This window comes from Mycolicibacterium parafortuitum (genome assembly GCF_010725485.1).
Lineage (GTDB): Bacteria > Actinomycetota > Actinomycetes > Mycobacteriales > Mycobacteriaceae > Mycobacterium.
In genome coordinates, this window is the sequence record NZ_AP022598.1 from 654,552 (window position 1) to 669,268 (window position 14,717).

The following is a 14,717-nucleotide window of genomic DNA, read 5'->3' on the forward strand; positions in this document are numbered from 1 at the left end:
GGTCAGCGGGGCGGCTCGATCGGTAACGTCGGGCCGCCGTAGGGCGTCGGAATCGTGTAGCGCCCCTTCGGGGTCGGGTCGGTCTGCCTGCCGAGATCAGCACCCGGCGGCGGGCCGGCGGTGTCGTCACCGGCCGGTCGTGGCGCGTTCTTGGCCCCGCGCACCAGCACACCGGGATGCTCGTCGCGGCAGTAGGTGTACATGAACGGCTCGGGGAAGTCCGCCGACGACGGCGGCAGCTTCGGGGTGCCGTAGTCGCAGGTGTAGCGCGGGTAGATCTCGGCGGTCCCCCACAGCCCGCCGTCGTGCATCGCGGCGCCGAGCGCGTCGAGCACCGAGGTGCGGTGCGCCGGGAACAGCGCGTTGAGTGCGGGCACCCGCAGGTACAGCAGCCGTGACGTGGTGGTCAGGTTGCCCAGCAGCTGCACCATCGTGTCGGAGTTGTCGGCGAACAGGTTGTCGACGTTGCCCAGCACGCCCGGGGTCTGGTCGGTGAGCCTGCGGTAGCCGTCCCGCATCGTGGTGATGCCCTCGAAGGTCTCGGCGAGATTGTCCGACGCGACGTCGATGCCGGCGTTCTTGTCGGCGACCATCGTGAAGACCACGCGGCTGCTGCGCAGCAGCGACGACGTCTCGGGCAGCACCGAATCCAGGGTCGACAGCAGGAACGTGCCTCCGTCGACGATGTCGGCCAGCTTCTGCGGGCCCGCGTCACTCATGCTCAGTTCCCGGCGCATGATCTCGAGCTTCTCGGTATCGGCCTGCGCCAGCGCCCCGTCGGCGTCGGCCAGCAGGGTGGCCAGGCTGACCGGCACGGTGGTGTCGCGCTGACCGATCACCGCACCGTCGGCGAGATACGGGCCGCCGTCCGCACCGGGGACGAAGTCGATGTACTGCTCGCCGGCCGGAGACAGCCCGGACACCCGCACCTCGGAGGCCTCCGGGATCTGCACGGTGGACTTCACGTTCACGATCGCGTTGACCCCGGTCGGGGTGATGTCGAGCCGCTCCACCCGGCCGATCTGCACGCCGCGCAGCGTGACGTCCTGATTCGGCAGCAGGCCGGCGGATTCCGGCAGCTCCACGGTGAGCCGGTAACTCGACGCCAGCGGGTTCACCCGCAGCGCCCCGAACAACAGATACGCGGTGGCCACCACGAGCACCATGACCAGGCCGAGCGCCGAGAGCCACGCCCGGCGGCGGTAGCCGTACCGGACGATGCCGACGACGCGGTCGGTGGCAGCGGTGATCATCGCGGCGCCTCGGCGGGTGCGGGCGGGACGGGACCCGGTGGCGGGGCCGGAATGATCGCACCGGGCTCGGTCGGGCTCGGGATCACCGGCAGCTGCGGCACATCGGGGCCCTTGCCGACGACGCGCTCCTGCAGCCGCCACAGGGTGTACTTCAATGTGCCGACCAGCTGGTGCCAGTCGTGGCGCTTGGGTCCGTGCAGACCTGGGTCACCGGCGTAGCCGATGTCCGGGATGGAGCCGAGCACCAACCGGTCGACGCTGGCGTCCAGCGCGATCGCGTTGGAGGTCATGGTCTTGATGAACGGCGGCATCAGCCGGTTCAGCGCGTACAGCGAGGTGTCGGGGGCCACCGCGACGTCGTTCCAGGCCCGCGCCACGGTGTTCGCGTCGGCGATGACGCTGCGTCCGCTGGTGTCGGTACCCGCGATGGACGGGAATTTGCGCAGCTGTCCGGAGATGTCGCCGAGTTGCTGCACCAGGTCGGCGATCTGGGTGGTCTGCGACGACAGCGTGTCGGTGGCCGGGCGGGCCTGCGCCATCACGTCGCTGATCACCTGGTTCTTGGCCGAGATCTCCTGGGCCAGTCGCGACGTCTCGTGCATCGCGGTCGAGATCTCCTCCGAGCGCGCGTTGAGCTTGCCGAGGGTGGTGTTCGTCTTGCTGATCAGGGTGCCGAATGCCTCACCCTGGTCACCGGTCGCCTTGCCGAGCCCGTTGATGAGGTTGGTGAAGTTGCGGACAGCGCCACCGTTGACCAGGATCGCGGCCGAGCCGAGGACCGATTCCACCGTCGCCGCCGCCGTCGTCGACTCCAGCCCGATCGTGTCGCCATCCCTGAGCAGCGGGGTGCCCGGCGCGGCATCGGCGGGCGGTTTGATCGCGACGAACACGTCACCCAGCGGTGTGGCCGAACGCAATTCGGCGGTGCTGCCCTGCGGCAGCTGCACACCGTCCATGATCCGCAGGGTGGTGACCGCGGTGTAGTTGCGGGCCACCATGGACTCCATCTGCCCGACGTCGGCGCCTGCCAGCTTGACCTTTGCGTTCGCGGGCAGGTTCAGCGCGTTCGAGAACACCGCGGTCAGCTGGTATCCGCCGGAACCGACCCCGGGGGCCGGCAGCGGCAGGCTGGCCAGACCGTCACCGGCGCAACCGGATGCGGTCAGGCAGGCCGTCAGCGACAGTGCGGCAGCGAATCGTCGGCGGATGGCCATCACTTCTGTCCCATCGCCGCGAGTCCGTCGAGCATGTAGGTCAGGCCGAAGTCCGGCCCGAAGTCCTGCAATGTGCCGGTACTGCAACCGAGTTGACGCAGGCCCATCATGTTGCAGACCTCCTTGATCAACTGGTTGTCGAACAGGATCTTGTCGGTGACCACCTTGACGCGCAGCGCACCGTTCCTCTGGTCGGCGACGTTGTACAGGTTGTCCAGTGTCAGCGGCGCGACGTCGAGGAGTTCCATCAGATCGCGTTCGTGATCCTTGCCGACGGTGTTCATCACGATGTCACCGTTGGCGACCAACGCCTTGATCGACTCCCGGTGCTTCTCCAGCACCTCGCCGGTGTTGGTGAGCACCTCGTTGATCTTGCGCCCGGTGGTGCCGCTACCGAGGTCCTCGTCGGCGAGGATCTGGCTCAGCGCCCGCACCGAACTACCGAATTCGCGCATCATCTCGTCGTTGCGCGCGGCGGCATCCGACAGCGAGCTGACGTTGCGCACGATGGTGGTCAGCTGGTCCTTGGTGACGGCGCCGCGATCGGAGCTGAGCCGCAACGCGTTCGACAGCTCACCCAGCGCGTCCTTGATCTGCTGGCCGCGGCCGTCGACGACCGCGGCGCCGCCGTCGAGGACGTCGGCGATCGGGCCGTTGCCCTTGCCGTCGCCGCGCAGCGACACTGCGAGTTTGTCGAGAGTGTCGAGCACCCGGGCGAATTCGACCGGCGTGCGGGTGCGGTTGAGCCCGATGGTGTCGTGGTTCTGCAGGGTCGGACCGTCCCGGTACGGCGGTGTCAGCTCGATCTGGCGGTCGGTCAGGATCGAGTTCGAAATGGTCGCGGCCTGAACGTCGGCCGGCACCTTGACGTCGCCGTCGACGGTGAAGTCGACCTCGACGTAACCGGTCTTCGGCGTGATCTTGGTGACCTTGCCGACCGGCATCCCCAGCACCGCGACCACATTGCCCTCATAAAGCCCTGTGGCACTGTCGAACTGCGCGGTCACGGTGATCGTGTCGAGCTTGTCTTTGGCGTAGCCGACCAGCACGAAGGCGGCGACCAGGGCCAGCACCGCACACACCGCGACCGCGCCGATGATCTTGCCTCGGGTGAAGGTCATTTGCAGTCCTGGTAGTACTCGATCATCCCGAGCTGTTTGGCGCGGCCGCTGATCGCGCACATCCACGAATCGACGAGCAGCCCGCTGGAGGCGTTGAAGTCGATCGCGTTGCCGGTGCCGGTGATGTTGGTCAGGTTGCGCAGCGCGATCGGCGCGGTCTGCAGGATGCTGCGCAGCATGCCGTCGTTCTTGCCGAGCAGGGTCGAGAGCTCCTGCAGGTTGGTCAGCAGCTCCTCCAACTCGGGCCGGTCGTCGATGACGATGTTGCTCAGCGTCTGGACCAGATTGGTCAGCGCGTCCATCATCGCGTGGAAGGTCGCCCGCCGGGCGACGAACTCACCGAGCAGCGAATTGCCCTGATCCACCAGGTTTCCGATGGTGGCCTGCTGGCGGTGCAGCGTGGTGCTGACCATGTCGGTGGTTTCGAGCAGTTCGCCGAGCTGGTCGCGGCGCTGGGCGATGATCGTCGACAGAGTGTGCGTGTTCTCCAGCGCCTGCGGGACGACCGGCGGCAGGGTGTCGAGCTGCTTGCCGAGGATGGCCAGCGTCTCGGCGAACTGGTCCGAGTCGACCTGCTCGAAGGTCGTGGTGACGTCGGTCAGCGCTTCCTGCAGGTCGTAGGGCACCTCGGTGTGGCTCAAGTCGAAGGTGTTGTCCGGCAACGATCCCGGGCCTTCCGGGTACAGCGCGAGGTACCGCGAGCCGAGGATCGTGGTGATCTTGATGGTGGCGCGCGAGTCCTCGCCGAGGACGACGTCGTCGCGGACCTTCAGTCGCGCCTCGACGTGGTCGCCCATCAGCTTCATGCTCGCCACCTCGCCGACCGGGATGCCTGCGACGGTGATCGGGTTACCCACCTGTAGCGCGGCGGCCTGCAGGAACTTCGCGGTGTAGTGCCGGTATCCGAAGTCGGCGACCCGGACCAGCAGCAGCGCACCGACGAGCACCGCGACGACCGCGACCGCGAGCACCCCGAGCCAGGTCGTGTTGTAGTTCTCCAGCGGACGCCGCCTGCGCCGGATCTGCGGTGTGGGGTCAGCCATTGGCCATGTTCCTGCACTTGGGGGTGTGGCGGGCCTTGTTGCCGGGGGTGGCGGCCGCGACGACAATCGGGGTCACATCGTTGAGGCCGGGGAAGAACGCGGTGCCGTCCAGTTCACACGCATAGGCGTTGGCGTAGGTGCCCTCCCCGGTGATCCGTGCGAATCCCTTGAGCATCAACGGCAGGTTGGCGCCGACGAACGCGAGCTGCGGTTCGATCTTGACCATGTGCTGGGCGAATCCCGGTTCACGGCGCACCAGTTCCTTCAGCGACGGATACACCTCGTCGGACACCGTGGACAGCTGACGGACCACCTTCGCGATCGAACCCATCGACTCGATCAACTCGGGCCTGCGCGCGTCGAAGGTCGACACCACCGACCGGGCCTGCCCGATGATGTGGTCCAGATCGTCGTTGTGCTGGGCGAGATTGCCCACCACGGTGTTCAGATCGGTGATCACGCCGCCGAGTTCCTCGTCGCGCCCGGCGAACGACTCGGTCAGCTGCGCGGTCTGGTCGACCAGCGCGGTGATCGACGCCTCGTCGCCCTGCAGCGACTGGATCACGCCCTTGGTCAGGTTGTCCGCGTGCTTGGGATCCAGGATGCTGAACAACGGCTCGTACCCGTTGAGCAGCGTGCCGACATCGAACGACGGGTCGGTCTGCTCGACGGGGATCACGCTGCCCGCCGGAAGAGGTTGCGGCTCACCGAGATTGCCCAGGGACAGGCCGAGATAGCGCTGCCCGACGATGTTCTGGTAGGTCACCGATGCGACCGTGGTGCCCAGCACCTGCTGGTCGGACTGCACCACGAACGACACCTTGGCCTCGGCACCCTGGAGTTCGATCTTCTCCACTCGGCCGACGCGCACGCCGGCCATCCGCACGTCGTCACCCTCGCGCAGCCCGAACACATCGGTGAACACCGCCGCGTACGGCACCGTCGAGCCGGACACGTCCCTGCGCAGCGTGACGTACACCAGCCAGGTCAGCGTCAACGCCACCACCATGAACAGCGCCAGGCCGATCGCGGCACCGCGTGTCTTCATCGGGGCCCCTCTCCCCCGGCATCGGCCGGCGACACCGTGGTGCCGCGGGCCACCGGTCCGAGCAGCAGTTGGGTTGCCGTCGAGACGGGTTGGCCGGTGACGGCGCTCAGCACCGCGCGTTCGTAAGGGCTGCCGACGGGCCCGACGTTCCCGCCGAAGGCCGGCGAGACCGCAGAGGCGGGAGCCGCCTCTGCGGCACCGGCCGGCGGTGGCGGCACATAACGCGGCGAATCCTCGCGCTTCGGCGCGACCGGGGCCAGCGGGGACTGGTTGACCGGTGGCGGCGGGATCGGGACCAGGGCGTCGTTCGCCGTCCCCGGCACCGGGGGCGCCGGCGACATCCACGGCGGCAGCGGAGGATTCGGGTCAGCCAGGCTCGGATTCGGGTTCACCAGCGGAGGACCGACGGCGACCAGGTTGCCGTTCTCGCCGAGTATCGTGCCCCGCGGCGGTGCCAGATCCTTCGGCGGCTGATAGTTCTGCGGCAGCAGCGCCTCGGGCAATGCGGGGCGGGTCACCACCAGTGGCGCGGTGTAGCAACTCGGGCCGAGCAGCTCCCCGTACCGCGGGCAGTCGGCCCGGGTGTAGGTGTAGGTCGGCGTGAGCGACAAGTTCATCCGCATGTTGCCGACGTCGCGGTCCGGGCGCCACACCTCGTCGAAGAACTTGTCGGACAACCCGTTCAGCTTCACAAACGCCGGCAGCCAGTGATGCGAGGTGTCGGCCAGGTTCCCGATCACCGGGGTCAGCTCTCGGGTGATGGTGACCAGCCGGTCGGTGTGGTTGTTCAGCGCCGTGTGGGTGGTGCCGGCGGTGTGCAGCCCGCCGCTGACCAGCGCGTCGAGCTGGGCGCGCTGCTGCACCAGGGTCTGCATCGGCGCTACCGCGGTGTGCAGCGCATCGAGCAGTTCCGGTGCGGTGGAGCGCAGTCCACGCGTCGCGTCGATCAGAGCGGACACCGTCGTCGGCCCCGGATCGGTGGCCACGATCGAGTCGATCTCGTCGATCATCCGGTTCAGTTGCGCACCCGCGCTGAGCAATTCGGTGCGCCGGTTCTCGGTGGCCGCGTTCAGCGCGGCGAGAATTCCGACCGTCTTGTCCTCCCGGCCGCGGCCGGTCGCGGCCAGGATGTCGCGCAGCTTGCTGATCGTGGTCTGGAACAGCACGGTGGGCAGCTCGGTGTCCTCCGGGATCTGGGCACCCTCGCCGATCGGCGGCCCCGAGCCCTTGTCCACGAGCTGCACCGACGACACCGCGAACACATTGCTCGGCACCACCCGCGCGGTGACGGTGGCCGGTATCGCGCGCGCGTAATGCGGATCGAGGTTGATGTGGACGAAGTTCGGCTGCCCGTGCGCGGCCGGCGTCACGCCGTCGACAGCGCCGACGAGCACCCCGTGGTACTTCACGTCGGATCGCTGCGGCAGCCCGTCACCGACGTTGACCAGGGCGGCGACGACGCGTACGAACGGGTCAAGCCGACCGGTCGCCTTCACCAACAGGATCCCCGAGACCAGCGCCAGCACAAGGATCACCGCGATGCCGCCGCCGAGCAGCTGGCGATCGCTGGGCCCGCGGCCGTCGAGGTCGAAGGAGTTTGCCACCTAACCCCCGAACCTTGCTCCGGAGTCGACATTCCACAGCGCCATGGTGAGCAGCATGTTCACGATGATCACGACGGTGATGCTGGCGCGCATGGCATGCCCGGCGGCGACCCCGACCCCTTCGGGACCACCGCTGGCGTAGAAGCCGTAGTAGCACTGGATCGTGGTGGCGATCCAGACGAAGATGATCGCCTTCAGCAGCGAGTACAGGATGTCCTGCCCGGACAGCATCAGGGTGAAGTAGTGCATGTAGGAGCCCGACGCTCCACCGCTGATCGCCATCACCACCAGTTGGGTGGTCAGGTAGCTGACGGCCAGGCACAGCACGTAGAGCGGGATCACCGCGACCACCGAGGCCATCAGCCGGGTGGTCACCAGGTACGGGATCGGCCGGATCGCAAGGGAATCCAGCGCGTCGATCTCCTCGGCGATGCGCATCGAGCCCAGCTGGGCGGTGAACCGGCACCCGGCCTGGGTCGCGAACGCCAGCGACAACGCGATCGGCGCGAGCTCGCGGGTGTTCACCAGCGAGCTGATGATGCCGGTCGCCGGGCCCAGCCCCAGCAGGTCGAGGAAGTTGTACCCCTCGATGCCGACCAGTGCACCGACGGTGACACCCAGCACGATCGCCACCCCGGCGGTGCCGCCGCCGACGACCAGAGAACCGTTGCCCCAGGCGATGTCGGACAGCAGGCGGACGAACTCGGCTCGATAGTGGCGCAGCGCCAGCGGGATCGCCAGCAGCGCGCGCACGAAGAACACCAGCATGTGGCCCAGCCGGGCGACCGGCGGTGTGCTCTTGCGGTACAGCCGGACGAACGGCGCCAACGGCCGCGGTACGTAGGTCGACGCCATATCAGAGCCCCACCCGGGGGAACAGCATGATGTAGAGCTGACTGATCGCGACGTTGACGACCATCAGGATCAGGATCGACTCGACCACGGCGGCGTTCACCGAATTCGCGACGCCGGTCGGCCCACCCTTGGTGGACAACCCCTTCTGGCAGGACACCACCGCGACGATCGCGCCGAAGATGACGGCCTTGATCATCGCGACGATCATGTCGCCGGTGGTGGTGAACGACGCGAACGTCGCGACGAAGCTGCCCGGCGCACCGTTCTGGAAGTAGACATTGAACAGGTAGCTCGCGAGGAAGCCGACGAAGCACACCACACCGGTCAGCGCGACGCCGATCATGATCGCCGCGGCGAACCGGGGCACCACGAGGCGCCGGATCACCGAAACGCCCATCACCTCCATCGCGTCGGTCTCCTCGCGCATCTTGCGGGAACCGAGATCGGCGGTGATCGCCGAACCGACGGCGGCGGCCATCAGGATCGCCGCGGTCAGCGAAGCGGCCTGGCGGATGACCGCGAGGCCGCTGGCCGCCCCGGCCAGCGATGTCGCGCCGACCTGACCGGCCAGCAGTGCGAACTGGATCGACAGGGTGACCCCGATCGGCAACGCCACCAACACCGTCGGCAGCACCGCGGTGCCGGCCATGAACGCGCCCTGCCGGACGAACTCACCCCATTTGAACTTGCCGGTGAACAGATCGATGAAGAAGTACTGCAACGTCCGGACGGCGAGGACGAACTGTTCGCCGACCGTCGCCAGCGAGGCGAGCGGGTGACGACGGAGATAACCGCCGGCCCAGTCCTGGACGACGTGGACGGAATCATCGCGGCGAACCGGCTGATCCGCAGTCGTCATCCGTGAAGTCCGCTCCGCCACAGCGCATCCGGAACCGGAGTCCAGATGGCGCCGGTACGTGGGCGGGCCGACGAGGCGCATGGCTGATTCACGTTCCACGCCTCCCGATTTCGAGGACCCACCCGTCCGAAGCAACCTGGGTGACCAGGTTCTGGATGGTCGTCACCGTATGACCGCGGCGATGATTGCGTCAAGGTTTCGGCAATCTTTCATTAACTTATTAGGCGGAGGGGCGGGCCCGACCCGAAGATTGACGGGCCTGCAGATTCTAAGGACGTTCGGGAAGCAACAGCACCCGTAGAAGACCGCCGACGAGCTGACGCGACGAGTCGGTGTTGGCGTAGCGCTCCAACCGGCCGATGTCGACGACGAGACCGAGCGCGGCGTGCACAGCGAATCTTGCCTGCCGGACCGTCAGACCCGGGCGGGCTGCAACGACCTGGCGGGCCCACGACTCGACGATGGCGCGCTGGATGTTGTGCAGTGCGGCCCGGTCTTCGGCGGGCACGTTGATCTGTTCGGCGTAGTACACGTAGGCCAGTTCCGGATCGGCGAACGAGCGCCACACGTAGGCGTCGATCAACTGGCCGACGGCGCTGCGTTCGTCGGGCGCCGTCGCCAGGATCGTGCTCATGTCGCCGGAGACCCGGTCGGCGGCGCGTCGGTAGATCGCGGTCAGCACCGCGGCCTTACCGCTGAAGAATCGGTAGATCGTCGATACGGGCAGCCCGATCGCCGACGCGATGTCGTCCATTCCGGTCTCGCGGTATCCGTGCGCGTTGAACAACCGCAGCGCCGTGGCAAGGATGGCCTCGTACTCGCCGGCGGGACCGATCGCCGGATCGGGGCGGCGTCGCGGCTTGTCGCGGCGCGGAATCGGGGGCAGATCGGCGTCGCGCAACTGGCGGGCCAACTGCGCCAGCAATCGACGGATCTCGTTGGCCGGGAGCTTGGCCCGGTGGTCGCAGGTGCTGCCGATGGCGCTGAGCACCGCGGCGGTCACGGTCCAGCGCTGCCGGCTGTCGAGCTCGGGGCGCAGCGCCGACAGCGGCCGCTGCAGGCGCCGGTTGACCAGCTTGATCTGCGCGTTGGAGATCGCCTGATCCGCCGGTTGCAGATACCTCGCCTCCCAGCGGTACAGCCCACCGCTGGCGCGGGTCTTGATCACCGCGTCGATCAATGCCGCGACGATGCGGTCCCACCGCTGCTCGGGGGTGCCGTCGGTGTCGTCGTCGGCGAACTCCGTCGCCGAGACCAGCTGCTCGCCGAGCCCGAGTACGGCCGCACGGAACAGGTCGTACTTGCCCGAGTAGTGGCGGTACAGCGACGCGGCCGTGACACCCACCCGCGAAGCGATGTCCTCCATGCTGACCGCGTGATAGCCAAGTTCACTGAACGCTTCCGCTGACGCGCGCGCGATCTGCTGCTTACGATCTTTGGGGCGCCTTCGCGCGTCGCGAACGTCCGCGGTGGCTGCCATAGGGCACACCCTAACGCCGTGGTCCCCACCGCGGGAAAAATCGCCCGTTCTGACGAACAGCGATTTACTTCTTCGGGCTCCCCGCTACCCGACCGGTGCACCGCAACCGCACGGCGAGAGTCCGCGGCAACCAACCCGGTACGCGCAGCCGGCCTTTGACGCGCGAAACCCGAAGCGCTTGTGCACCAACGGCAGAACCACCGACGCGTAAGTCGCAGATCCCGCTGTGCGTGGACACCACATCGTGGATGCTGGTGCGCATGGTCGAACACCACTGCGTCCGGTCCGTCCACGACCGTTTCGGGTAGCCGTGGAAGACGACGAATCCGACGGCGGCCACTCCCGGTTCCTGCGCGCGTACCGGCGAGGGGGTGGCGCCGCGTCGCTTGCCGACCGCGCCCTGCTCGCCGCGCTGGCCTACACCGCGCTCGGCGCGATCTACCTCGGCTTCAACGTCCCCGTGCTGGATCGTCTGGAGTCGTTGTTCAGCGCGCAGTTCACGGTGTTCGCCGATCTGATCGCGATCGCGGCGGCCGTCGTGCTGTGGCCGCTGCTGCTGATCACCGCGTGGGCATGCGGTACGGCCGGTTGCGGCGCCTTCTAGAAGTCGACAGCCACCAAATTCCGCCGGACCCTTCTGCTGGAATTGGAACACGTTCTAGTCTGGAGGACATGAGTGACCCACAGCTCCGTCCCTTCCTGCACTCCGGACACCTCACCGTCGGCGCGCTGAAGCGCCACAAGGACAAGCCGGTGCTGTTCCTCGGAGACACCACGCTGACCGGTGGCGAGCTCGCCGACCGCATCAGCCAGTACATTCAGGCGTTCGAGGCACTCGGCGCCGGGACCGGCGCGGCCGTCGGCCTGCTGTCGCTGAACCGCCCCGAGGTACTGATGATCATCGGCGCCGGGCAGACCCAGGGCTACCGGCGCACCGCACTACACCCTCTCGGCTCACTCGACGATCACGCCTACGTGCTCTCCGATGCCGGCGTCACGTCGCTGATCATCGACCCGCAGCCGATGTTCGTCGAGCGGGCGCTGGGCCTGGTGGAGAAGGTGCCGTCGCTGCGGCAGGTGCTCACGATCGGGCCGGTGCCTTCCGAGCTTGCGGCCGCGGGCGTCGCTGCGGTGGACCTGACCGCCGAGGCGGCGAAGTACCCGGCCAAGCCGCTGGCCGCCGCGGACCTGCCGCCCGATCACATCGGCGGCCTGACCTACACCGGCGGCACCACCGGTAAGCCGAAGGGCGTCATCGGCACCACGCAGTCGATCACCACGATGACGACCGTGCAGCTCGCCGAGTGGGAATGGCCGGAGAATCCGCGCTTTTTGATGTGCACGCCGCTGTCGCACGCCGGCGCCGCGTTCTTCACCCCCGTCATCGTCAAGGGCGGTGAGCTGATCGTGCTGACCAAGTTCGATCCCGCCGAGGTGCTGCGCGTGATCGAGGAGCAGAAGATCACCGCGACGATGCTGGTGCCGTCGATGATCTACGCGCTGATGGACCACCCCGACTCGCACACCCGCGACCTGTCCTCGCTGGAGACCGTGTACTACGGCGCCTCGGCGATGAACCCGGTGCGGCTCAAGGAGGCGATCCGGCGGTTCGGGCCGATCTTCGCGCAGTACTACGGCCAATCCGAGGCGCCGATGGTCATCACGTATCTGTCCAAGAAGGAGCACGACGACAAGCGGCTGACCTCGTGCGGGCGTCCGACGCTGTTCGCGAAGGTGGCGCTGCTCGGCGAGGACGGCACACCCGTCCCGCAGGGTGAGGTCGGCGAGATCTGCGTGTCGGGTCCGCTGCTGTCGGGCGGGTACTGGAACCTGCCGGAGGCGACGGCGGACACTTTCCGCGACGGCTGGATGCACACCGGCGACCTGGCCCGCGAGGACGAGGACGGCTTCTACTTCATCGTCGACCGCACCAAGGACATGATCGTCACCGGTGGCTTCAACGTGTTCCCGCGTGAGGTGGAAGACGTTGTGGCCGAACATCCGTCGATCGCCCAGGTGTGCGTGATCGGCACGCCCGACGAGAAGTGGGGCGAGGCGGTGACCGCGGTGGTGGTGCTGCGTCCCGACGCGGATTCCTCCGACGGTGCGGTGCAGACGATGATCGCCGAGATCCAGGCGTCGGTGAAGGAACGCAAGGGTTCGGTGCACGTCCCCAAGCAGGTCGTCGTCGCCGACTCGGTGCCGATCACCGCGCTGGGCAAGCCGGACAAGAAGGCGGTGCGCAAGCAGTTCTGGGACGGCGCCGAGCGAGCCGTCGGCTAGTTTGCGCCGATTCCGGCGAGGATCCGGTCGAGCAGTTCGCCGGCCATCCGGGCGGCTTCGTCGACGTCGCCGTCGGCGATCCGGTCCAACAGCACGCCGTGGTCGACCATCTCCACCGGGACCTGCCGCGCGGTCGCGACGCTGGCGGTGACGGTCTCGATCAGCCCGCGGTAGAGCTCGGTCAGGATCTTGTTGCCCGACGTCCGCACCACGGCGAGGTGGAACTCGGCGTCCGCGCGGGCGAACGCCTCGGTGTCGTCGCCGTCCGCGCACGCGTCGCTGCGTGCCAGCAGGGTCCGCAGTTCCGCGATGTCGTCGGGTGTGCGGTTCGCGGCCGCGAGGCGGGCACCCTCCACTTCGAGTGCGCGACGGACCTGAAGCACCTCGCGCAGTTCCGTGCCGCAGAGCCGGCGCAGCGCCCCGGACACCTCGCTCGTCGCACGCACATAGGTGCCGTCGCCTTGGCGGACCTCCAGGATCCCGGCGTGGGCGAGGGCCCGGACCGCCTCCCGGACGGTGTTGCGGCCGACACCGAGAGTTTCGACGAGCACCGTCTCATTGGGTATCCGCTGCCCTATGGGCCATTCGCCGGTGGAGACAGCGTGTCTGAGCTGCTCGATCACCTGCTCGACCAGGCCGGTGCGGCGTGCTGTGCTCAGCGGCACGCAAAACCCCTTTCGTCCAATCATGGGATGTATGGCACCGTAGCAAGATGCGCACTCAACGGCAGGACATCCGCGAGCCGGGGACCGGGGGCATCGCCCCGGTCCCGAACCGCGGGACCGCCGGCGTCCTGCTCGCGGTCGCGGTGGTGCTCACGGCGCTGAACCTGCGCCCCGCGGTCACCAGCATCGCGACCGTGCTCGGCGACATCCGCACCGAGATGTCGACGTCGGCAACCTGGGCCGGCCTGTTGACGACGGTGCCCGCACTCTGTTTCGCCGCAGCCGGGCTGGCGGCGCCGTGGATCGCGAGCCGCATCGGCCTGGGCCGGACGATCTCGGTGTCGATGGTGGCACTGACCGCGGGCCTGGCGCTGCGCGTCACCGGGGGGCCACAACTGGTCATCGGCGCCACCCTGATCGCGTGCGCGGGAATCGCGTTGGCCAACGTGCTGATCCCGGTCGTCATCAAGGGGTCGTTCCCGGCCCGCATCGGCCTGATGACCGGCATCTACACCGCCGCGCTGCAGGGTGGCGGTGCGCTCGGCTCGGCGCTGACCCCCGGCCTGCAGGATCCGCTGGGCGGCTGGCGTGAAGCGCTCGCGATCTGGGCGCTGGTGTCCTTCCTGGCCCTGGCGCTGTGGATCCCGGCGAGCCGCAGCCATCGTGGGGCGTGGGCGGCGCACACCCAGCGCACCGCGGGTCGCCGATCGCTGCTGCGCAACCCGCTGGCCTGGACGGTGACGCTGTTCTTCGGCACCCAGTCGTTCATGGCGTACATCGCGATGGGCTGGCTGCCCGAGGTGTTCATCGACAACGGCATCGACAAGGTGCACGCGGGCCTGCTGGTCGGGCTGATGTCGCTGGTCGGGGTTCCGCTGTCGCTGTTCATCGCACCGATGGCGGCGCGCAGGCCCAGCCAGAGCGGCTGGATCCTCGCCGTAGGACTGTTCGGGATCGCAGGCACGATCGGCATGATGGTCGCCCCCGCCGCGCAGCCGCTGCTGTGGAGTGTGCTGATCGGGATCGGGATGAGCGCGTTCTCGATGGCGTTGGCGGTGTTGGGACTTCGCGCCCGCACCGCGGAGGACACCGCGCAACTGTCCGGGATGGCGCAGGGGTTGGGATACCTGTTCGCGGGCACCGGACCGTTCCTGTTCGGGTTGCTGCACGACGTGTCCCACGGCTGGACGGTGCCGTGGATCATGTATCTGGGCGTGTACGTCGTGCAGATCGTCGCCGGTGTGCTGGCCGGACGCGCGCGCTACGTGTGACCAGCTGAAGCGGTGTGTCGA

13 protein-coding genes are annotated in these 14,717 nt (G+C 68.0%); 3 read left to right on the top strand and 10 right to left on the bottom strand.

From position 1 onward, the window contains the following. Positions 1-2: 2 nt before the first annotated feature. The 9 genes from NTM_RS02920 to NTM_RS02960 all read right to left on the bottom strand — a co-directional run bounded on the left by NTM_RS02920 (position 3) and on the right by NTM_RS02960 (position 10,477). Positions 3-1,253, bottom strand: coding sequence for an MlaD family protein (locus NTM_RS02920; RefSeq protein ID WP_163765407.1), 1,251 nt, complete (start codon positions 1,251-1,253; stop codon positions 3-5). Then, positions 1,250-2,467: an MCE family protein gene (locus NTM_RS02925; RefSeq protein WP_163765408.1), complete on the bottom strand. Its 1,218-nt coding sequence runs from the start codon at positions 2,465-2,467 to the stop codon at positions 1,250-1,252. The genes NTM_RS02920 and NTM_RS02925 overlap by 4 nt, the downstream gene beginning before the upstream one ends. Continuing rightward, complete coding sequence (locus tag NTM_RS02930) at positions 2,467-3,588, bottom strand: MCE family protein (RefSeq protein WP_163765409.1); 1,122 nt, start codon at positions 3,586-3,588, stop codon at positions 2,467-2,469. The genes NTM_RS02925 and NTM_RS02930 overlap by 1 nt, the downstream gene beginning before the upstream one ends. Next, positions 3,585-4,631, bottom strand: a complete 1,047-nt coding sequence (locus tag NTM_RS02935) for an MCE family protein (protein WP_163765410.1) — start codon at positions 4,629-4,631, stop codon at positions 3,585-3,587. Before NTM_RS02935 ends, NTM_RS02930 begins: the two co-directional genes overlap by 4 nt. Next, positions 4,624-5,679 (bottom strand): MCE family protein, encoded by a 1,056-nt coding sequence (locus NTM_RS02940; RefSeq protein WP_104861925.1) that lies wholly within the window; start codon positions 5,677-5,679, stop codon positions 4,624-4,626. The genes NTM_RS02935 and NTM_RS02940 overlap by 8 nt, the downstream gene beginning before the upstream one ends. Beyond that, positions 5,676-7,283 (bottom strand): MlaD family protein, encoded by a 1,608-nt coding sequence (locus tag NTM_RS02945; RefSeq protein ID WP_163765411.1) that lies wholly within the window; start codon positions 7,281-7,283, stop codon positions 5,676-5,678. Before NTM_RS02945 ends, NTM_RS02940 begins: the two co-directional genes overlap by 4 nt. Then, entirely contained in the window at positions 7,284-8,138 is an 855-nt protein-coding gene (locus NTM_RS02950) for an ABC transporter permease (RefSeq protein ID WP_104861923.1), read from the bottom strand. A 1-nt stretch (position 8,139) separates the two neighbouring features. Further along, positions 8,140-8,997 (bottom strand): MlaE family ABC transporter permease, encoded by an 858-nt coding sequence (locus NTM_RS02955; protein ID WP_104861922.1) that lies wholly within the window; start codon positions 8,995-8,997, stop codon positions 8,140-8,142. A gap of 268 nt (positions 8,998-9,265) precedes the next feature. Continuing rightward, a complete protein-coding gene (locus tag NTM_RS02960) occupies positions 9,266-10,477 on the bottom strand; it encodes a TetR/AcrR family transcriptional regulator (RefSeq protein WP_163765412.1) in 1,212 nt (403 codons plus the stop codon). A 310-nt stretch (positions 10,478-10,787) separates the two neighbouring features. On the opposite strand from NTM_RS02960, the gene NTM_RS02965 reads away from it, so the two are divergent. After that, positions 10,788-11,081: a hypothetical protein gene (locus NTM_RS02965; protein ID WP_232079605.1), complete on the top strand. Its 294-nt coding sequence runs from the start codon at positions 10,788-10,790 to the stop codon at positions 11,079-11,081. Positions 11,082-11,149: 68 nt separating this feature from the next. Next, on the top strand, positions 11,150-12,760 hold the full coding sequence (gene fadD8, locus NTM_RS02970) for a fatty-acid--CoA ligase FadD8 (protein WP_163765413.1): 1,611 nt from the start codon (positions 11,150-11,152) through the stop codon (positions 12,758-12,760). Here fadD8 and NTM_RS02975 read toward each other — a convergent pair. Further along, the gene (locus NTM_RS02975; protein ID WP_163765414.1) at positions 12,757-13,425 is read right to left on the bottom strand and encodes a FadR/GntR family transcriptional regulator; all 669 of its coding nucleotides are present in this window, start codon (positions 13,423-13,425) and stop codon (positions 12,757-12,759) included. The two genes, fadD8 and NTM_RS02975, sit on opposite strands and share 4 nt — an antisense overlap. 47 nt (positions 13,426-13,472) lie before the next feature. Between NTM_RS02975 and NTM_RS02980 the strand changes: the two genes are divergently transcribed. Then, the gene (locus NTM_RS02980; RefSeq protein ID WP_163765415.1) at positions 13,473-14,696 is read left to right on the top strand and encodes a CynX/NimT family MFS transporter; all 1,224 of its coding nucleotides are present in this window, start codon (positions 13,473-13,475) and stop codon (positions 14,694-14,696) included. Positions 14,697-14,717 lie beyond the last annotated feature (21 nt).